At 34.2% G+C, this 20264-nt stretch carries 23 protein-coding genes; 10 read left to right on the top strand and 13 right to left on the bottom strand.

Annotated elements, in window-relative coordinates:
• Positions 1–35 precede the first annotated feature (35 nt).
• Positions 36–938, top strand: a complete 903-nt coding sequence (locus tag I567_RS01970) for an MFS transporter (RefSeq protein ID WP_016250569.1) — start codon at positions 36–38, stop codon at positions 936–938.
• A 77-nt stretch (positions 939–1015) separates the two neighbouring features.
• On the top strand, positions 1016–1267 hold the full coding sequence (locus I567_RS01975) for a hypothetical protein (protein ID WP_016250570.1): 252 nt from the start codon (positions 1016–1018) through the stop codon (positions 1265–1267).
• Between the two features lie 41 nt (positions 1268–1308).
• On the opposite strand, the gene argH is transcribed toward I567_RS01975, so the two are convergent.
• Together argH and I567_RS01985 are read right to left on the bottom strand one after the other, a co-directional pair.
• Positions 1309–2679: an argininosuccinate lyase gene (gene argH, locus I567_RS01980; protein WP_016250571.1), complete on the bottom strand. Its 1371-nt coding sequence runs from the start codon at positions 2677–2679 to the stop codon at positions 1309–1311.
• 63 nt (positions 2680–2742) lie between these two features.
• Positions 2743–3942 (bottom strand): argininosuccinate synthase, encoded by a 1200-nt coding sequence (locus tag I567_RS01985; protein WP_018345323.1) that lies wholly within the window; start codon positions 3940–3942, stop codon positions 2743–2745.
• A 510-nt stretch (positions 3943–4452) separates the two neighbouring features.
• Here I567_RS01985 and rplM point away from each other — a divergent pair.
• Together rplM and rpsI are read left to right on the top strand one after the other, a co-directional pair.
• Positions 4453–4881: a 50S ribosomal protein L13 gene (gene rplM, locus I567_RS01990; RefSeq protein WP_205942884.1), complete on the top strand. Its 429-nt coding sequence runs from the start codon at positions 4453–4455 to the stop codon at positions 4879–4881.
• A gap of 15 nt (positions 4882–4896) precedes the next feature.
• Positions 4897–5289 (top strand): 30S ribosomal protein S9, encoded by a 393-nt coding sequence (rpsI, locus tag I567_RS01995; protein ID WP_016250574.1) that lies wholly within the window; start codon positions 4897–4899, stop codon positions 5287–5289.
• A 56-nt stretch (positions 5290–5345) separates the two neighbouring features.
• On the opposite strand, the gene I567_RS02000 is transcribed toward rpsI, so the two are convergent.
• From I567_RS02000 to I567_RS02030, 7 genes are all read right to left on the bottom strand, one after another.
• Positions 5346–6392, bottom strand: a complete 1047-nt coding sequence (locus I567_RS02000; RefSeq protein ID WP_016250575.1) for a site-specific integrase — start codon at positions 6390–6392, stop codon at positions 5346–5348.
• Between the two features lie 92 nt (positions 6393–6484).
• Positions 6485–6664: a MerR family transcriptional regulator gene (locus I567_RS02005; RefSeq protein ID WP_016250576.1), complete on the bottom strand. Its 180-nt coding sequence runs from the start codon at positions 6662–6664 to the stop codon at positions 6485–6487.
• Positions 6657–7271, bottom strand: a complete 615-nt coding sequence (locus tag I567_RS02010) for a replication protein (protein WP_016250577.1) — start codon at positions 7269–7271, stop codon at positions 6657–6659. Before I567_RS02010 ends, I567_RS02005 begins: the two co-directional genes overlap by 8 nt.
• Before the next feature lie 197 nt (positions 7272–7468).
• A complete protein-coding gene (locus I567_RS02015; RefSeq protein WP_016250578.1) occupies positions 7469–8074 on the bottom strand; it encodes a hypothetical protein in 606 nt (201 codons plus the stop codon).
• Positions 8071–9171 carry a type IV secretion system DNA-binding domain-containing protein gene (locus tag I567_RS02020; protein WP_016250579.1) on the bottom strand — a complete coding sequence of 367 codons (1101 nt, stop codon included), beginning with the start codon at positions 9169–9171 and terminating at the stop codon, positions 8071–8073. The genes I567_RS02015 and I567_RS02020 overlap by 4 nt, the downstream gene beginning before the upstream one ends.
• Complete coding sequence (locus I567_RS02025; protein ID WP_016250580.1) at positions 9171–9491, bottom strand: hypothetical protein; 321 nt, start codon at positions 9489–9491, stop codon at positions 9171–9173. Before I567_RS02025 ends, I567_RS02020 begins: the two co-directional genes overlap by 1 nt.
• A gap of 201 nt (positions 9492–9692) precedes the next feature.
• Positions 9693–10142 (bottom strand): RNA polymerase sigma factor, encoded by a 450-nt coding sequence (locus I567_RS02030; RefSeq protein WP_016250581.1) that lies wholly within the window; start codon positions 10140–10142, stop codon positions 9693–9695.
• A 298-nt stretch (positions 10143–10440) separates the two neighbouring features.
• On the opposite strand from I567_RS02030, the gene I567_RS02035 reads away from it, so the two are divergent.
• The 6 genes from I567_RS02035 (at position 10441) to I567_RS02055 (ending at position 17559) form a co-directional block, all read left to right on the top strand.
• Positions 10441–11379 (top strand): hypothetical protein, encoded by a 939-nt coding sequence (locus tag I567_RS02035; protein WP_016250582.1) that lies wholly within the window; start codon positions 10441–10443, stop codon positions 11377–11379.
• 116 nt (positions 11380–11495) lie between these two features.
• On the top strand, positions 11496–11666 hold the full coding sequence (locus I567_RS12805; RefSeq protein ID WP_016250583.1) for a hypothetical protein: 171 nt from the start codon (positions 11496–11498) through the stop codon (positions 11664–11666).
• A gap of 134 nt (positions 11667–11800) precedes the next feature.
• Positions 11801–12142 carry a hypothetical protein gene (locus I567_RS12810; RefSeq protein ID WP_016250584.1) on the top strand — a complete coding sequence of 114 codons (342 nt, stop codon included), beginning with the start codon at positions 11801–11803 and terminating at the stop codon, positions 12140–12142.
• On the top strand, positions 12132–13649 hold the full coding sequence (locus tag I567_RS02045; RefSeq protein WP_016250585.1) for a type I restriction-modification system subunit M: 1518 nt from the start codon (positions 12132–12134) through the stop codon (positions 13647–13649). Before I567_RS12810 ends, I567_RS02045 begins: the two co-directional genes overlap by 11 nt.
• Before the next feature lie 284 nt (positions 13650–13933).
• Positions 13934–16798: an NACHT domain-containing protein gene (locus tag I567_RS02050; protein WP_016250586.1), complete on the top strand. Its 2865-nt coding sequence runs from the start codon at positions 13934–13936 to the stop codon at positions 16796–16798.
• A 140-nt stretch (positions 16799–16938) separates the two neighbouring features.
• The gene (locus I567_RS02055; RefSeq protein ID WP_016250587.1) at positions 16939–17559 is read left to right on the top strand and encodes an AbiU2 domain-containing protein; all 621 of its coding nucleotides are present in this window, start codon (positions 16939–16941) and stop codon (positions 17557–17559) included.
• 653 nt (positions 17560–18212) lie between these two features.
• Here the strand turns inward: I567_RS02055 and I567_RS02060 are convergent.
• From I567_RS02060 to bsh, 4 genes are all read right to left on the bottom strand, one after another.
• The gene (locus I567_RS02060) at positions 18213–18572 is read right to left on the bottom strand and encodes a tyrosine-type recombinase/integrase (RefSeq protein ID WP_409359799.1); all 360 of its coding nucleotides are present in this window, start codon (positions 18570–18572) and stop codon (positions 18213–18215) included.
• 28 nt (positions 18573–18600) lie between these two features.
• A complete protein-coding gene (tnpB, locus tag I567_RS02065; protein ID WP_016250589.1) occupies positions 18601–18954 on the bottom strand; it encodes an IS66 family insertion sequence element accessory protein TnpB in 354 nt (117 codons plus the stop codon).
• A 1-nt stretch (position 18955) separates the two neighbouring features.
• On the bottom strand, positions 18956–19141 hold the full coding sequence (locus I567_RS02070; RefSeq protein WP_002324505.1) for a hypothetical protein: 186 nt from the start codon (positions 19139–19141) through the stop codon (positions 18956–18958).
• A 141-nt stretch (positions 19142–19282) separates the two neighbouring features.
• Complete coding sequence (gene bsh, locus I567_RS02075) at positions 19283–20260, bottom strand: choloylglycine hydrolase (RefSeq protein ID WP_016250590.1); 978 nt, start codon at positions 20258–20260, stop codon at positions 19283–19285.
• Between the last annotated feature and the right edge of the window lie 4 nt (positions 20261–20264).

A 20264-nucleotide genomic window follows, 5' to 3' on the forward strand; every position in this document is an offset into this window, starting at 1 on the left:
TAATGAAAAGTTGGGTATTCAAAGGAGTGAAAAAAGTGCTGCAAAATCAATCTTTATCAAGGTTATTATTGGGTAGAATCTTAACAAATATAGCAGACAGTTTTATAAATATCTTGATTATTTGGTATTTTAATGAACAATATCATTCGCCGGTGTTGCTTTCAGTGGTTTTTGCTGTAACTTCAGGAATCGATGCATTGTCATTTTTACTGGGTCCGTTGGTTGATCACATGAAAGAACGAAGACTATTAATTACTAGTAGTTTATTTCAAGTCATAATTAGTGCGGGCTTGCTAGGAGTGGTGTTAGCTAAGAATCAATTACATAACCATTGGCTAGCAAGCATTTTAGTCGTGGGATTAGCGCTCATTTATCTCTTTTCATCTATTATCTATCCGTTAGAAACCAAAATATTACCCAAAATTGTAGATAAATCACAATTGGTTTCAGCAAATAGCTTATTTCAGCTAGCCTATAAGGTGTTGGATATTTCCTTTAATGCATTGGCTACGTTATTTGTGGCTTGGTTTTCTTTATCAGTGAATTTTCTATTGATTTTCTTTACTTTCTTTCTTGCCACAGTCATGTATCGCTATTTTAAAATCAAAGCAGATACGATAACAAATGTCCAATCCATTGCTACTTATCATGATTATTTTCAAGAATTGCTTTCGGGAGTACGAATCTTAAGAAAAGCACCGCAAGTCTATCATTTATTTTTACCCCTGGCATTTGTTAATTTCTTTTATGCAATATCATTAGTTGCCTTACCGATGTTCTCCAAATTGTACATTTCAAGTTCGTCGATAGGTTATGGGATTGTTCTAATGACGAGTTCCTTAGGTGGGATTGCCGGGGCATTTTTTCTCAATCGTCTCAAACTTGATATTGCTAAACCTGTTCATTTCATTGCTCTCATGTGTTGCTTTCAGGATTGAGCCAAATTGGATTTTCATTTTTGGCACCTATTCAGCCGATAGTCAGTTTGTCCTTGTTTTTCATGAGTAGCTTGACCATGAGTATGATGAATATTGTTTTTGTCACCCTAGAGCAGCAAAGTATTGAATCAGCCTATCTTGGACGCGTATCGATGCTTACTGAAAGTCTGATATCCATTATGATTCCATTAGGGAGTTTGGTAGCTGGATTATTATTAAAATTTGTCCCTATTTTGTTGGTAGAATCCATGGAAGGTTTCGCATTCGTTTTAGCCTGTGGTTACTATCGCTTTATTTATCAAATACCAAAAAACGAACCTACTCGCTGATATTTTCCAGCTGAGGAGGTTCGTTTTCAATTGTCTGAGAATTAAAGTTGCGCTTTGGCTGCGTCAATTTGTTTTTGCACTTGCTCAAAACCAGTACCGCCCAATGAATGACGACGTAAAACCGCGGTGTAAGAATCTAGTTTTTCGTAAATATCTTCTTCAATCAACGGGGTAATCGCTTGGTACGCCTCTAAAGGAATATCTTGCAAATAGTGGCCGTTTTGAATGCATTGTAAGACCAATTTACCAACGATTTCGTGCGCTTGTCTAAATGGCAGTCCTTTGCTTGCTAGATAGTCAGCCAGTTCGGTCGCGTTGGAGAAGTCTTTTTGCGTAGATTCTAGCATCCGTTCCTTATTGACTTTCATTGTCGCAATCATGCCACTCATAATATCTAGACTAGTCAAAATCGTTTCGGTCGTATCAAACATGCCCTCTTTATCCTCTTGCAAATCTTTATTATACGCAAGCGGCAAGCCTTTCATCACGGTCAATAAACCAAATAAATCTCCGTAGACGCGTCCTGTTTTTCCACGAATTAATTCGGCCATATCCGGATTTTTCTTTTGCGGCATAATCGAACTACCCGTTGAAAAAGTATCGGTTAGCTCCACAAATTGATATTCATGACTGCACCATAAAATGATTTCCTCGCAAAAACGGGACAAGTGCATCATTAAAATTGAAGCATTACTTAAAAATTCTAAGATAAAATCACGATCACTCACTGCATCCAAACTATTTTGATACACTTGGGAAAAGCCTAATTCCTTGGCAGAAAATTCGCGGTCAATTGGGAAGGTGGTCCCCGCTAAAGCCGCAGCCCCAAGTGGTGAAATATCTGCACGTTGCATATTTTCAGTAAAGCGTTGTTCATCACGCGTTAACATTTGATAATACGCCATTAAATGATGCCCAAAAGAAATCGGTTGGGCATGCTGAAGGTGAGTGTAACCTGGTGCGATGGTTTCGATGTGTTCTTGCGCTTTTTCAACCAATACTTCACGGAAATGATGGATTTTTGCCACAACTTCAGTCAGTACCTCTTTGAGATAAAGGTGCATATCGGTCGCCACTTGGTCATTACGACTGCGCGCGGTATGTAATTTTCCCGCCACTGGACCAATTTCTTGATGTAAAAAAGTCTCCATATTTAAGTGGATATCTTCATTTTCGATGGTAAAGGTCAATTCATCTTTGGCTAATTTTTCCTGTAAAGTTTTAAGACCTGCGATGATTTGCTCGCCTTCATCTTTCGTTAAAATCCCAGTATGTATCAACATTTTCACATGGGCCAAACTACCAATCAAATCTTGCTTGGCTAATTTTTGGTCAAAAGGAATCGACGCCCCAAAAGCATCAATCCAGGCTTCGTTTTTCCCGTCAAATCGACCGCCCCATAATTTCGCCATTTTCTTCATCCTTTCTAAAAAACAACCCCCACCTGGCATAATACGAGGCAGGGGATAAAATCATTATTTGTCTAAACTTGCTTGTACTTCAGCATGGACTTTACTTGGTAGTCCCCAAAGTTTGATAAATCCAATCGCTGCATGTTGGTCAAAGGTATCGGCTGAAGTGTAAGTCGCTAAGTTTTCGTCATATAAACTATTCGCTGATTTACGTCCTTCTACTATAATATTTCCTTTGAATAATTTCACACGGACTACACCGTTCACATAGGCTTGGGTGCTCTTGATGAAGGCTTTTAAGGCATCGGTTAATGGGTTGAACCATAGTCCGTCATAGATAACTTGTGCTAATTGTTGTTCCACGATTGGTTTGAAGTGGGCCAATTCACGAACAAATACTAAATCTTCTAATTCCTTATGAGCTTTCATTAAAGTTAAGGCAGCAGGACATTCGTAAACTTCACGAGATTTAATCCCAACAAGACGGTTTTCGATATGGTCAATTCTACCTACACCATGCTCACCTGCGATATGGTTTAATTCCATGATTAATTCTGCTAGGCTGTACGCTTTGCCATCTAGAGCGACTGGTTTTCCTTGCTCAAAGGTGATTTCCACCACAGTTGGCGTATCAGGTGTATCTTCTAATTCTTTGGTTAATGCATAAGCCCCTTTTGGTGGAGCAGCCCATGGATCTTCTAACACGCCACATTCACAAGCGCGTCCCCATAAGTTTTGGTCGATTGAATAAGGGTTGTCAAGATTCATTGGGATTGGAATATTGTTTTTCGCTGCGTATTCGATTTCTTCTTCACGCGACCATTTCCATTCACGAACAGGCGCCACGACTTTCAAGTTAGGATCTAAAGACTGAATGGCCACTTCAAAACGTACTTGGTCATTTCCTTTACCTGTACAACCATGTGCTACAGTCGTTGCCCCAACTTGATGTGCTAATTCCACTAATTTTTTTGAAATCAATGGACGAGACAGTGCAGATACTAATGGATAAGAATTTTCATAGAAGGTATTTCCTTGTAAAGCAATCAAGGCAAAATCTTCGGCAAATTCTTCTTTAGCATCGATCGCATAAGATTCTACTGCACCGACTTGTAAGGCTTTTTCTTTAATGGCTTCGATATCTTTTTTCTCACCGACATCTAAACAACAAGCCACTACATCATATCCTGCGTCTGATAACCATTTAATTGAAACAGAGGTGTCTAACCCTCCAGAATAAGCTAAAACTAATTTTTCTTTCATATTCATTTTCTTCCTTTCGTCCTTTAACTTCATCACGCGACTTATCTTAACAAATAAACTTGCAAAAATCAAGTATGAAATTAAATATTTATGCAAAAATGACGGAAAAATAATCGTTTTTTTTGTATAAAATGTTTGAATAAATTTAGGAGGAAGTTATTTATATTCCGCTTACAATGATTGCTTGTTCGCATTTTTATGCATTTTTTGTATAGAAATAATTATTCAAAACCATCTGATAGAAAATGAATGGACAGCAAAATTTTTTTTACTATAATATGATATGGCAAATCTGTTTGTCTTGTCTGGATGCTGTAAAAGGACCTTTCTGAAAAATATTGTTCGTAACAGCTGTTTTTTTCATTTTTTCGTAGACTTTTTGTTGACAAGGCTTGCTTTTACCGGTATTATATTAAATGGTATTGTTTGCCCCACGAGAGCCCCGGAAACTCAAGTGTATGTCAAACATTCAAATCGAATTGGAGGAAAATAAAAGTGCGTACAACATATATGGCCAAAGCTGGCGAAGTAGAACGTAAATGGTATGTCATCGATGCTACTGATGTTCCTTTAGGACGTCTTTCAACTGTAGTAGCTTCAATCTTACGTGGTAAAAATAAACCAACATTCACACCTCATGTGGATACAGGTGATTTTGTAATTGTTATCAATGCTGATCAAGTGAAATTAACTGGTAAAAAAGCAACTGACAAAGTTTATTACCGTCATTCAAACTACCCAGGAGGATTAAAATCAATCACTGCTGGTGAATTACGTGCGAAAAACTCTCGTCGTTTAGTTGAAACTTCTATTAAAGGTATGTTACCTAAGAACACTTTAGGTCGCAAACAAGGCATGAAATTACATGTTTATGCAGGTGCTGAACATCCACATGCTGCGCAACAACCAGAAGTACTAGATATCACTAACTTAATTTAATAGGAGGGAATTTCATTGGCTCAAGCACAATATATCGGCACTGGCCGTCGTAAAAATGCAGTAGCTCGTGTACGTTTGGTACCAGGTACTGGAAAAATTACTGTTAATAAAAAAGATGTTGAAGAATATATTCCACACGCTGACTTGCGTGAAGTAATCAACCAACCATTTGCTGTAACTGAAACAAAAGGCGCTTACGATGTATTCGTAAACGTAAATGGTGGTGGTTACGCTGGACAATCAGGTGCAATCCGTCATGGTATCGCACGTGCATTGTTACAGGTAGATCCTGATTTCCGTTTAGCTTTAAAACGTGCTGGTTTACTTACTCGTGACGCACGTATGGTTGAACGTAAAAAACCAGGTCTTAAGAAAGCTCGTAAAGCTTCACAATTCTCAAAACGTTAATCAAAACCTTATTATACCAACGATTATGGCACCTTTTTGGTGTCAGTTGGTGTTAATTATATTGATAAGTCGTTTAAGAGACTTAAAGCATCAGCATCTTGCTGGTGCTTTTTTTCTGGCATCAGTTCAAGATAATAGTTCTGTGTTGTCAGAATTGAATTGTGTCCAAGCCTACGAGAAATATAATCTAAACTAATATCTTTTGAAAAAAGGAAAGAAGCGTGAGTGTCACGCAAACCATGAAAAGTTGTTTTGCTCAGTCCCAACTGATTGAGTAATTTTTGGAGTTGACCCGCTTGTTTGAATCCATTCCAATCAAAGACATAATCAGTTTTAGTGCTAGCTAATTGAAGTAATGCTTGATAAATATCCTTATTGATTGAAATATCACGTTTAGAGTGTTTGGTCTTGAGTTGTGTATCATCAGTTGTGGGACTAATAGAGCGTTTGATTTTAACTCCATACTCAAAAATATCTTCCTTTTTAATTCCTAGAAGTTCTCCTCGTCTTGCTCCTGTTTCTAATGCGAGGGCAACAAGAATGTTAAATTCATCTTCTGTGTGGCTCAAACAATATTGTCTGAGTTTTTTGAACTCTGTGATAGAGAGTGGAACATTACGTTTAGGCTGTTCTTGACCTTTTGCTTTCAGAAGATGTCCAAAGTCATTGCTAATCAATCCGCGAGCGTAAGCGTATTTCAACGAACCACGAATTTTAAGAACAAGTTCTTTGACAGTCTTTTTAGAATGACTTTCTGCATATTGGTCAATTTTCTTTTGCATGATGAGGTCATCAAGGTGTTTAAGTTGAATTCCATCAAAAAGGCTATCAATTACTACCAGTGTTCGCTTATAGTTGATAAAGGTAGCTTCACGGACATCATTTTTCTTGACTGTGTGAACCCAATTCCGATAAAAATCAGTAAATAGGGTAGAGCGTTCAGCGATATTTTTACCACGCCCTTTTTCAAGCTCCATTTCTAGTGTCCAGAGCTCAGCATCTTTTTTATTGCTGAATGTTTTTGTTTCTCTTTTGTATTGTCCTTTCTTATAGAGTGATACAGTTGCACGGAAAGAGTTTCCACGTTTTGTTATTGTTGCCATTTTATCAGCCTTTCTATAATAAAAATGATTGATAAAATAGACTAGTCACATATAGGATATATGAAAAGTCTGATTTAATCAATCGTTGATGGTTACACACAGTGATTTTCAATAAATTTGATTAAATAAGTTTTTAGATAACGCTCTTGCTTACCAACCATAAAACACTGAAAGTCAGGGTGGCTTCTGATGTATTTATCAAATGATTTAGGGTCAATTCCTAGAAAATCAGAGGCTTGTTGTCGTGTTAGTAGTAGGGGGGTATCATTCATTATCTTCAACCTCCGTATCATACATTTCATTTTGCTGTTGATTACGGTTTGGATTATGCCGTCGTGAATCTAGATACTTAGCGAAGAAATAGGTGCGTTCGATGATTAAACCTAATAAATTGGTGTTGTTTGCTCGTGCATACCAAACCAACTCTTCAAATTCTGTAAAGTCATTTTCCTCGATAATATCAACTACTTCATGGATAAAATCCGAGGAGTTCATCTCCATCAAGAATTTATCCAAATCAAAGCCACAACCGACTTCAATATCCTCAATGTTGTATGGTGTCTTATCTGAATTCTCCGCATGAGTATAGTAATCCAGCAAACCAGTAGGCGACATAACTACTTCTACATGTGCTGGGCCGTTCAGCTTGTCCTTGATTAGTTCAGATACTTGTTTGTAGCTCTTGAGGGAGTCAAAGAAGAAAGCACCGTGCTTGTGCGACTTTTTAAACTCTCCTGTTTGTCTATTAACGTCCTTATCATGCCAAGGACTAAGAATAAAGGGGATATGAAGGTCCTCTAAAATATTCAAGTAGTCCTTTGGTGCGCTTTCCTCATAGAAGAGAAATGTCCATTTGGTTGAGCGTTGTTCTTTTGCCATAGGCAGTTACCTCATTTCTTTTGGTTCTATTACTAAGGAGAAATGACAGGTCAAATGCAAAGTTTTTTGAAAATTTTGTGATTGTTGATTATTGACCTATTGGGGGGTCGTAGTACCCCCAATAGGTCATGATAGAATAGAGCATAGAAAAGGGGGCTGTTTGGCTTTTGCTTAACGCAAGCCACAGCCCCAAGGAATTAACGTTTTTGCCCAGTGAACCATAATTGGTTACGAACTCGAATAGGAGAAGAGAAATAATAGTCGCCGTGTTGGCTAACAATTTCTTCTTTCAGTTGTGCTTCCATCTCTTTTAGGATTTTTTGTCCCTGTTGGTCTCTAGGAACTTTTAGAAATATAACGATGGTATCTTTTCGTATATCAATGATACATTTACGAACAGCACGGTTAAATCCCTTATGGATTGGATTGATAGTGGTAACGGTCTGGTGTTCAAGGTTACTTATTTTCTGTACTCGTTCACGCTGGAAAAGGAAGTGTCTTAATAAAAAGGTATGATAGACAGATTGGCAGTAATTCCAAAGACTGTCTGTTTTCAATCGTTGTATCGTCTCTATCCCAGTTAATAATAAGGCTAGTAGTAGAGAAACAAGAGCGAATCCGTGACAAACAGAACTAATTGTATCAGTAACGTTTTTAAACGTATCCAGATTGACAAATGAGATATTGGTTAATTGAACGGAAAGAAAATTGAACAACCAACCGAAAATAGAACAGATTGGAGCAATAAGTAGTAAGTATAATATGAGATTGAAACTTCTCATGAAGTAGGTTTTAGTGGTCATAGGATACCTCGCTTTGTGTAATAGGTTGGACATAGTAAGGGTAGGACTTGATACGGGTGTTCATTGTCAATAACTTGAATGATTCCTGTCCCATGTCCTGTTGGAATCACAATCCCCTCTGGGTCTAGGTCTGGAAACAAGAATTGAGTGGTCTTCTGATTGATATTTCCGATTTGTAATAATACGTTTAGCTGTTCCCTTACTGAAATGGGAATGGTATTGTGGTCAAAACGCTGGCTTACCAACAAGAGATGGATTTTCGTAGCACGTCCCAATAAAGCAATCTGTGAGAGTAATGAGAAAAAGGCTTCTTTGATGTTTTTATTGACTCCCTCAGATAGGGCTAGGACTTCATCGATGACAATGGTTAAATGAGTAAATTGATGATTGGGGTTATCATATAAGATAGCTTGTCGTTTCTGAATGAGAGTTGCACACTGGCTTAATTGTTCATTGACCTGTGAGACAAAATCTGATTTTGAACGATTTTCGACAGGATGGATAACTGCAATATGATTTTCTCTAGCCCATCGGCTTGGAGTATCAAACTTAGGGTCAATGATTATCAAGTCAGACATATGTTTCAGAACACTTAGGAAGTAAGTGAGAGTGTACGATTTTCCAGAACCCGAATTTCCAGCAATAGCAATATGATTTACTTTTTCAAGATTGAGTTCAAAGTGCTTCATGATAGGGATTTTTCCTTGCGGTAAGCTAGCTGAAAACTTATCTAAATCAGGAATCGCCAAACGTGCTGAAATTCCTTTTTTCCAAGGAAAGAATAGTCCACGTTGAATGTGTAAGTCATCTGTTTCTAACGGGACAAAATAGGTGGCATTTTGTTTTAGAAGCGTATACTGTGGATATAATGAAGCATTGGCAATCAGAAAGATTTTCTTGTACAAGTCATCATCAAGGATATAGGCGCAAGGCAGGCGAGGGACGAAGACAAAGCCGTCTTCTTGGATAATAATATTAAAGGAGTTAGTATAGCTGGTTTCTCCCTGCATTAAAGCCCCAAGAGCCATGTTCAGACTCTGAAGCAAGTAAGATTGCAGGAAAGATTGGTTCAGCATATCACGCGATTGTGAAACCATTATCGAATCTCCTTAAGACCATTAGCTTTGAAGTAAATATTATATTTCACTTCGCAGGCTTGTAGAGTGTCAAATTGAATCATGGATTGAAAAGCTGGAAGAACAATCGTATCTTCAAATTTTACTTGGAAAGGGTCTTGTCCTTCCTGCACAAACCATGCTTTGTAGGCTACGATTTCTCCTGTTGGTTTTCCGTCTTCAAACCGTTGTTGTGGTTCAAGTTCAGTACTAAGAGAGTAAATCGGTTGTTTTTGACTAATGATTTTGTCAGCCAAAGTAGTTGTGTAACCGCCTTTTGTTGTTTTCATTTTGAATGCCATAGGGAAATTCCTCCTTGTTTATAGAAAATAATGTTAATGCGATAGGCTCGGTTTTGGTCATGTGCTGGACTTGGTTGTTAGGTTGTTTACCACGTCCCCATTACTAAGGAGAAATAGTCCTTAAAACACAAAGTTTTTTTGGAAAATTTTTTATTTTTTTGCAAAAAAAATCCAGTGCTACAAAACACCGGATTTTAGGTATTAGCTATAGTCTTCCAATAAAGAAGCTAATTTTCTAATAGCTTTTAGATAATGGGATTTGACGGTCACATCACTCATTTTTTTGTAATGTTCAGAAATACAGCGAGCTGTTACCTTATAGCTACATCCTTGTTCAGCCACCATTTCAACAATTTCACGGTCAATAGGTGCTAAAATTTCTTTAGCTTTATTGACTGCCTGCTCTATTTCTTTTTTTTCAATAGCCTCTTGAGGATTCAAATCAGAACTTGCAACTATTTCATGGAGTTCACGTTGTTTGCCGTAGTTACGAGATATATTCTTTTCAAGGCTTTTTTTATGGTGGTATCGGTCACGACGCTCGGCATTGCTTTGTTCTTGTTGGAGGAGACGGTCAACCTCTTTCCAATTTCCAGTTTCGACGGCTTTTTTAATTTTACGCTCACGGCGTTCGGTAACTTTGTTACTCATAATAGTACTTCCTTTCTTGTCCTTGGACAGAAAGAAACGATATGAGCGAGCATTGGACACCGAGTATGGCAAAAGGCACATCAAATAAACGGTGGAACAATTCTATGCAAGATATGACCTTTATCGCCATATCATCATATTTGTTTCAATCCGTCCGTTTGATGGCCATCAATTGGGACTGTGAAAATTTATTTACAAGTTTCCTTGTATGATGTCAATATAAGCTATTTAATTATGTAAAAATAGTGTAGTTTGATATAATTTAATTGCGTAAATACATAAATAAAGGGAGTAAAAGATGAATGAAGAATTACAGAGTTTTTTCTGCATGAAAGCTTCGGAAAGAATAGGGAAAATTATTACAAGTAGGAAGTTGAGTTTTTTTAAAATTTATCCTGAAAACTCAAATATCATTTCATGGATTGTATCGGGTCGAAGAACCAAAAGAAATCCATACTTGCTTACTGATACGGCCGTTCAAAGAATTAATGAAACTATAAATGGTCAAGAGTTATCAGATGAGGAGAATAAATACGAGTGTAGAGTGATTTCTTGGGGAGACAATGACGAGATAGAAAATTATATTCCTGAAATGATGAGCTTGATTGTTAAGAATCTGACAGATGAACAGCAACTAGTTTTGGATGAAACGTTAAAGGATGATATTTATTTTGCTGAAACCATAGCGTATACAGAGATTTTGAATGAACGTAATGCTTTTTTTTTAGGTGTAGACATGGAGAAACTATATACAGAAGATGTTCCTATGTCTCGATATTTTGCTGAAATAGAAATGCTAAATGCAATTGAGGAAGATTTTAAAAAGGAATTTATCGAGTTTCTTGATTCAACGAAATTCGTCAGGACAAAAGTAAACGGAAAAGATGAATATGTAAACAAGGGGATTACATTTAAAAATCAATTTGGGTGCGATGATATTGTTAATCTATTTTTGAAAGTAGTAAAAGCTCATAAATTACCTATTGAAGAATCGATTGGACATAGGGTATATTCTATTGTTAAAAAAGATATATCTAAGTTAGATTCTTTAATAGAACGTGAATTAATCTATGATACAGTTTATGCACCTTATCGGGAGGATAAAATTTTTAAGACAGAGTTGGAATTTCAGCGCGGTATTATCAAGGCTGGACAAGATTATATAAAGTCTTTAGATGATACACATAGAAGTAGAAATGAAGTTTGGAATACTCTTAGGGAGGAAGGAGAAATATGATATAATTATGTAGCGTGGAAAAATATTTGGCAGATATTTGAAAAAGTTGATGTTGCAGATACACTATTGAAACTATGGTATTGAGTTTATGAAGCAAAATGAAAGAGGTGTAACATATGAAAATTTTAACAATAGATACTTTAATCGCTGCGGCGTGTGATTTTTCACAAAAGATGTCTCGAGAAAACCATATCGAACTGCTAGGGGTTACGGATGGTAAAGCTGTCGGAACTTACGTTGAACATAGATTTAAAGAATACCTTATGAGGGTTTTGAATTTAATTTAGGTAATAGTGCTAAAGGTATCGATTTACCAAGCGTCAATACCGACATAAAAGTAACTTCCATCAGACAACCACAATCTAGTTGTCCTTTTAAATCAGCAAGGCAAAAGATTTTTGGGCTAGGCTATAATTTACTAGTGTTTGTATATGAAAAGATAGATGTTGGCGAAGAATGTCATTTAAATATTATTAATACTACGTTTGTTGACGAAGAGAGAACAGCGGATTTTACATTAACTAGACAAATACTTAATTTATTATCTATCGGAGCGATAAAGGAAGATATTATAGGCCTTCTGGAAGATAAAAGTGTTCCTGGAGATGAGATAGTTTATAATGATTTAGCTGATGAAATAATGGCAAATCCTCCTAGACAAGGTTATTTAACTATCAGTAACGCTTTGCAATGGAGACTTCAATATAAACGAGTTATAAGTTTAAATAACGAAGTTGAAGGAGTGATTAATTTTGATTGGTAAAAGAGAGTTTGGTGATTATCAAACACCTCAAGAATTTTCTGATAGGATTTGTCGCTTTCTTATTGAAGAACGACGAATTAAACCAAGAGTGGTTATTGAACCCACCTGTGGTTTAGGGAATTTTTTAGACAGTAGCTTAAAATTTAATGCTGAACTATATTTAGGTATTGAATTACAACAAGATTACTATAAATTTTGTAAAAAAAGATTTGTTCAAGAAAACATCCAGATTTTTCAAGGGGATATTTTTGAATTTCCCTTGAAAGAACTGTCGGGAGAACAAGATGTCTTGTTGATTGGGAATCCTCCGTGGGTAACAAATAGTACTTTGTCTAGCTTGGATTCTAATAATTTACCTAGTAAATCTAATATTAAATTTTTAAAAGGAATGGATGCCCTGACTGGTGCTAGTAATTTTGATATATGTGAATATATAATTTTACAATTGATAGATGAGTATAAAAAAACGAATACGGTTCTAGCTATGTTATGTAAAACTAATGTAGCTCGTAATGTATTTCAAGAGTTACATAGCCGAAAAATCAACTTTGAGTATTTCGATACCATTCAATTTAACTCTAAGCAAATTTTTGATATTAATGCATCAGCATGCTTAATGGTTATGAAGTTATCTGAACAAGACTATCTCCCTCAAACAAGTAACGTTTTTGAGTTTAAAGAAGAAAATGTAGAACCAATAGGAAAGTATGGTTTCCATGATGGAAAATTTTACAGTAATTTAGAACTGGAATATGATTTTGATGGGGAATCACAGTTTGAATGGCGACAAGGGGTCAAGCATGATAATTCTAAAGTGATGGAATTAAATATTAGTCATGGGAATATGATAAATGGTTTGAAAGAAACGGTTGAAATTGAAAAGGAATTGGTATTTCCACTTATAAAAAGTAGTATGCTAAAGAAACCAATAATTATGGAATCCCCTAAAAAAGTTATTGTTACCCAAAAAAAAGTAAAGGAAGAAACCGATTATATTAAGTATGATTTCCCTAAAACTTGGGAGTACCTCAATAGACATAGAGATTCTTTTGAAAAAAGAAAAAGCTCTATATATAATAATGCTCCCGCATTCTCAATGTTTGGTATAGGAGATTATTCATATTCAAGCTATAAAGTTGGTATTAGTGGATTCTATAAAAAACCTTTGTTTGCTTTGATGTATTCAGAGAATAAAAAGCCTGTGATGATGGATGATACGGGATATTTTTTATCTTTTGATGACTATGATTTTGCTTACGCGGTGATGTTGATTCTTAATTCAGAACCCGTTCAAGAATTTTTAAGGACTATTGCTTTTTTGGATGCTAAACGTCCTTTTACAAAAAAAGTACTGCAGCGGATTGATTTTAGAAAAATTATTGCTTATTTAACGATTGATGATTTAGTGCAGACTGAAATAAACTTAGGTCTGAAACGTTATATAACTGATGAAATTTATCGAAATTTTAAGGACTATATAATAGGAGAGCAGCTATCCTTGTTTTAGTATTTTTAAAAAGTAAAACCACCTCAAATTTAAGGCGGTTGACTAGTCTATTTTAAGGTGTTAATTGGTGTCAATATTATCCAAAGTTATGAATTTTAGTCCGTTTTCAGGGAAGATTCATTTTTGGAAACGTTGATATAAAGGGATTTAGAAGTATTGAGTAGTTATAGTTTTCAATAGAGAAATTATCAATGAATTAATTACAAGATGATAAAGCGATACAAAAATCGTAGTAGATGTATTCCTATGGGGTATGATATACTTAGTGAGAGAGGACATTACATATGCTTATTATTTCATTAATTGAAAATTTATTGATAGAGAAGCTTGGAAATTACTTTAGAGGTATCTTTGGAAAAATGCGACTAAAGTGCTTTACAAAAAGGCTAAAGAATGAAATTGAATATTCAGTATTACAACAATATGGAAATGAAATATATTATCTTGATTTTGATCAATTTTTGATTGAACAGGATGTGCTAAACAAAATTATTAAAAATTTTCTTAATCAGGATATTCTACAATCAAAAACAATAAATCAATCAGTAGATTTTTATATTAATTTGTTTATTGAAAAATATCCTAAATATAAATTATATAATAGTAAAATAAAACAAATTCTTCAAAAATATTTTGAAATTATATTTAGACAACTCAATAAAATAGGGACTCCTGAATCGCAGGCACTGTGTCGGACTATTAGAGAGATTATCGATGGAATAGACAGGCAGTTGCAGCACATAACGTCTATTGTAGATGATAATAATGCGATGTTAAAACAGGTTGTAGATGGTAATTTTAGAATACGTTCTTATATTGAAACCTTGTTAACAACATTAGGTGATTCATTTGATCAGTCCAACTATTTTGAACGTAGTTTATTTCAAGATACCGAAGGTAGTAAGGAAAAAGATTCGTTAGATACCCTTTTACAATACCGTAAAGTTGTATTGAAAGGAGAAGCTGGATTTGGAAAAACATTTGAAATCTTTAAACTGATAAATCAGTTATGTGCAAAATATTCTAATTATCAATTAATTCCTGTATACGTTCCGTTAGTGGAGTACATGGACGGTTTAGGAACATTATTCGAGATTATTCAATCGAAAATGGAGCCTTTTTGTGAAGGAAATTCTAAAGAGGCTATTAATCAGCTATTCGCTAATAATCAATTAGCACTGTTCTTCGATGGTATTGATGATATTATTGATGAGAGAAAGAGATTGAAATTTTTTTCTGAAGTCAATCAATTAATGACACAATATAAACAAAATTTTTTCTTTTTTACCACACGAAATAATCGTTATAAGAATGAGCTTGGGGAAGAAAAGAATTTCTTTCTAACGAATCTTACTGATGGTATGATTCAAAGTGATTTAATTAGACTTGGATGGTATAGTAATCTTCCTAAAGCATATCTTGAATTGTTTAGAAACCCTTTGTTTTATAAGATTGGTAAAACTGTTCTGGCTAATAGACAAAATAAGGAGTTGTTCAATAGAACCCAAATTTTTACAGAGTATTTTGAAAATAATTATCGCTACAAAAATAGTTATTCAGAATTATCCCTACATGAAACATTAAATCTTTTTGGCAAATTTTCTTACGAGCATTTTGATCGGTCTAGTTTTACATACAGTGAAGTAGATAAAATAATAAGTGCTTATCCAGTTTCTACACCAAATAAAAGAAATATAATTGATTATTTTATAAATTTTGGAATTTTTAGTACTTCAGATAGAATTAGTTTTTCTCATAAGCTATTTAAGGAGTTTTGTGCGGCATACTATATTACGAATAACCTAACAGTTTCATCAGATACTGAACTTCTTGAGAAGCTTATCTATAATGAAGAATGGCAAGAGGTAGTCGTTTTTATCTCAGGATTATTTTCTACTATTAATGAACAGGACAATTTTTTAGATTTTGTTCTACAGCATAACCTACCTCTCTATATTGAATGTGTTAATTCTAAAAATGATTTGTTGAGAAATAATGGAATAACTGATTTTTCCATAGAGAATCATGTGGAACGAATTTTATCAGAAATTCATAAAACTTATTCATTTATAGTAGAGAATTATTTTCATCCTATATCAGAGCAGTTTGAACCATTTATAACAGAAAATCAAGTGGATTCTAAAATCGGGATTACTGGAAGTATAGTAGAAAATAGTCTTTATTATTGGTTTGATATCGTAGATAAAAGTGTCCCCGATGTAAAAGTTGTCAGCTCTAATCTACTGAGTCAAGCGCGTCAAGAATATCAGGGTACAATATTTTTTAAAACCACTAGGATGGTTCAGCATATTACAAATTTGGAGTTATCAGGATTTATAGGGGATAGTGGGCGAAAAATTGCAGTAGAGCTTATTAAAAGTAATTTGAAAGATATATTAGAAAAACAATCATTACCAGCAAGTAACTATATTTTATGTGAACTTTTAAAAGAAACCATAGATAGGTTATCTTGGCTTAAAGATATTGATGAAATCTCTTTGATGAGTAAAGAGGTTAGAAAAAGGATAGATGAAGCCCTTGAAGATTGTCCGGAAGTTTTAAACTATACAACATCGGAAGGAGTAGAGTTGTTTAGTTTAAATAAATTGTTATCTATTTTACTACACTCTGGTGTGGATTATAGGAGTTCTATCATACCTGGTCGTGATAGAGAATATTCAGAATCAAATGGCTTAACAATGAGCTTATATTCTACGAAAAGAAAAATAGAAATAGTTGAAACATTTTTTAATTTCGCTGAAGTGAGTTATCTGGAAATGGTGAAATATAACTTTCCTAAAATTTATAGATGTTTTTCAAAGTTTCAAGATATGCCGTACAAATTACTTATCACTTACAAAGATGATGAAAGTAATCCGTGGATAGGATATTATCACGTAGCATATTCAGGAGATAAAAATTTAGTTGAAGTATCTCATAGTGATTCGTTTAAGCATTATGAAAGAGCATATGATGAAATAATACAAAGTTACAATTTGTTAAATAGAGTTCCTAAAGATACTTCTACTCATGAGAGTGCTTTCTCAAATCTTTTATTCTCAAGAAATATTAGTAAAAATACTCCATTAAGTGACTATGTCTATAAAGAGATAAAGAACAGTTTAGAGGAGATTTTCGGAAAATTTTAGTAGATTAGTGTTTATAAAAGTGAGTCTAATTTGAGTGAGCATGGTGACTAAAGAAATTGTAATCTCGAAAATATTTTTGAAGCAGAATGAACTATCAATTTGAGTAAAAGTAAGAAGATTTATTAAATAGGTGTTAGCTTATGAATGATTATGATTTAAAAGATTTTGTAGGAAAGAATTTTGTTGATGAATTACCAGATGATGACTCTAAAATAATGATTCATTTTCATACTATGATACTTGAACTTGGATCAATAATTGCTACACTTGAAATAATAAAAATTGTAAACAATGAGTGGCATGATAGAGTAGTGAAGTCATCTATTAGATATGATATAATACGAAATGTGACATACGAATCTTTGTTTTATAGAGTTGTCTTCGGTATAACTAAAATTTTTGATATCAGAGAAAAAAATGGTATTTTTAAGATTCTATCTAAGTTGAGACATAGTACCAAAGATAGAGCTGTTTTATCAATTTTGAGTACCATTCAAGAGGGTATTGATAAAGAACAAAAAAATATTGATGAAATCAAATTGCTTCGCGACAAACTCTTGGCTCACTTAGATAAAGAGATGGTCTTTTCAACAGAAAGATTAGGCATTGGTATTCTATACTATTATTTTGAGGCGATAGAAATTAAGTCCATATATACAGCTTGTATCGAGTTATATAATACTTTATATGGAGATAATCAGCAACAAGTCGAACTTCCTAAAAGAGAAATAATTTTGAAAAGATTTTTTCTTGAAGAATAACTCGTATTGATTAGTTTTTTTGTCTTCTTATACCGATAAATTTATAAAATACTTGACCTATCATTTTGAATTTGATTAATAAATTATCCATCTATAAGATAAAGTAGGTCAAATTAGTTTGACCTACTGATGACTAGTCTATTTTATGGTGTTAATTGGTGTCAATTTTATCCAAATCAGAGGATTTTAGTCCATTTTCATAGAAGTTTCATTTTCGTAAATGTTGATATAACGGGATTTGTAAGGGGTGAGAATTCTTCGTTTTCAATGGAGAAATTCTCAAAACGTTAATCCTTATTATATCAAGGATTTCACGGCATCATCCGTTTGGATGGTGTCTTTTTTTGGTTGAATTCCTTGAAAATTGGGTCTATTTTACAGACCATTTTCTATATAAACTGTTTTCGAGACTTGGAAAAATCTGTTGTTTTTAAATTTTATTTAATTCTAATGTCTACTATGTTTTTAGCAGTGTTAGGTAATGTAACTGCAATAAATTTGTTATACAATAATGGATTTTGATTTTGGGACGTAAAACATTGTGTTTTATGTGTCTTACGTTTGTTTAATATGTATGGAAAGCCTTTAATAGGTGAATAGAAAATTTATTTTTGTTGAACTAAAAAAGAAGCTAATTCGTATGAACTAGCTTCTTAGCTATCTAAATATAAAGCAAGTTTATTTGCTGTTTCTCTTTTAGCTTTAGTTGTGACGTGAGTATAAATCTTCAAAGTTATATCACTATTAGCATGACCTAGACGATCTTGGACTTCTTTCAATGTTGCTCCTGCCTCGAATAACAATGAACAATGAGTGTGTCTAAAACCGTGGATTGTGATTTCTCGTATTTCTTTATTTTCTTTAACAACAGTTTTCATACAACGATTCAAATAGTCGGGGTCAAATGGTTGGTCTTTTTCATTCTTCATTTGATTCACCGCTTTTCCTTTTTTATTTTTACGAGGATGATTATACCATTTTTGGTTATCTAATAAAATAAAAACAGGAAGAATTTATCTGTTTCTTCCTGTACCTCATTACTTAAAACGTTGTTTTTCCACCTCGTTTGACAGCAGTCGGTTGAATGATACTCAATCCCTCCAGTGGCCAACGAAGTTGTTGGTTACTTAACTGCATGATTTCTTCTGACTTACGCGGCCACCTTAGTTTTCCATCATTAAATCTTTTATACAATAAAATAAATCCATCACCATCCCAATAGAGTGCTTTGAAACGATCAGCTTTTCCACCACAAAATAAGAATATTGCATCATCATACAAGTCCAAATTGTACTCATATTGAATGATACTAGCTAATCCATCAATACTTCTTCGCATATCTGTTTTTCCACATACAATAAAGATATTTTTTACTCTAGTAAAATCAACGAGCATACTATAATTTCTCCAAAATCATTTGTGTTAGTTGTGGGGAGACTCCTTGGAATAGACGTACCTCGGTTCCTGATGAAGTCTTGATATGTGCCCATAGTTTTTGAGAGTTCTTTTTGTGCAGAGCATCAACTTTTTGGTTTTTTTCATTGTCAGTAAGCTTTACAGGTACAATTTGCGATTGAAACATGTAAAAACCTCCTTTAAATTTTTGGTAGATTAATACTACCTAAATTCAAAGGAGGAGGAAAGACCGCTAAGCTATCTAACACTTAACTTGCATTTACCAATTATTTATAATTAAGCTGATTAAAATGAGCAAGCCAACGCCTTAATTGACTTGTCTAAATTGTTGTTTATCTTCCATAGGGTAAACAAACAATTTAGTAGATTCCAGATCAACTTTTGACATAGAAACCTTTGAGATTTGGTTGTTGGTATAGGTTTTATAGTAATAATCACCAGTAGCAGCATTTCCGCAAGAAGAATACATAGTGATATCATGAGTATTTCGATCAGAAGTGGTACAGCCCTGAACAAAAGCGACTGAATCTAAAATGTGGAAGAATTGTGTAACATTGGCTACATCATCTTGCGGACAAACTGAATGTTCTTTAACAAAGGTGGCTTTAACTAATCTAGATGCTGGTGACCAATCACCAGGTAAACCAATCGCACCAAAACCTTCGCCAAAAGGTTTTGCATCCCAATCAGGAGAATAAGAATTGTGAGGTTGTTTGCTACTTAAATGACGATAATTGTGTAAATTCATTAAATGATAATCAAAACTAGGACTATTAGTTAAAACGCCAACAGGATTATCATAAATGACGGTTTTTCCGTCAATAATTTCAACGACAATCGCTTCGTCTTTGTCGGCGATGAGCCAATGTAAAGTAGTGTTCGGTACATTAGGCTTAAAAGGAATATCAACCATATTTAAATTTTTAAGGCCAGCTTTAGTTTCCTTAACAGTTGAGAATTGTGCTAACACCCAAGGCACTAATTCATAAGGAGGAAGATTAAGGGCACCTTCTTTGATTTCATCAGCATATTTAGAAAAGTGTGGGAAATTCAAATTTGCAATGCCTAAGCCTTTTTCGTTAATCGCATCGGCATAAAGTGGATAATTATCTAATACCATAGCTACGCCGATAAAAGCATAGTGTGATTTTTGTGAAGGTTCATTTTTATAGGTGATTTCATAGTTTCTAGGTGTAATAACAATTTCTTCGCCAAAATGGTAATCTAAATCTAAATTTCGTCCAAAGTAAAAATCTCCGTTAACATATCTTAATCCAGTACACATAAAT

It is taken from the genome of Enterococcus cecorum DSM 20682 = ATCC 43198 (assembly GCF_000407565.1).
Classification (GTDB): Bacteria; Bacillota; Bacilli; order Lactobacillales; family Enterococcaceae; genus Enterococcus_E; species Enterococcus_E cecorum.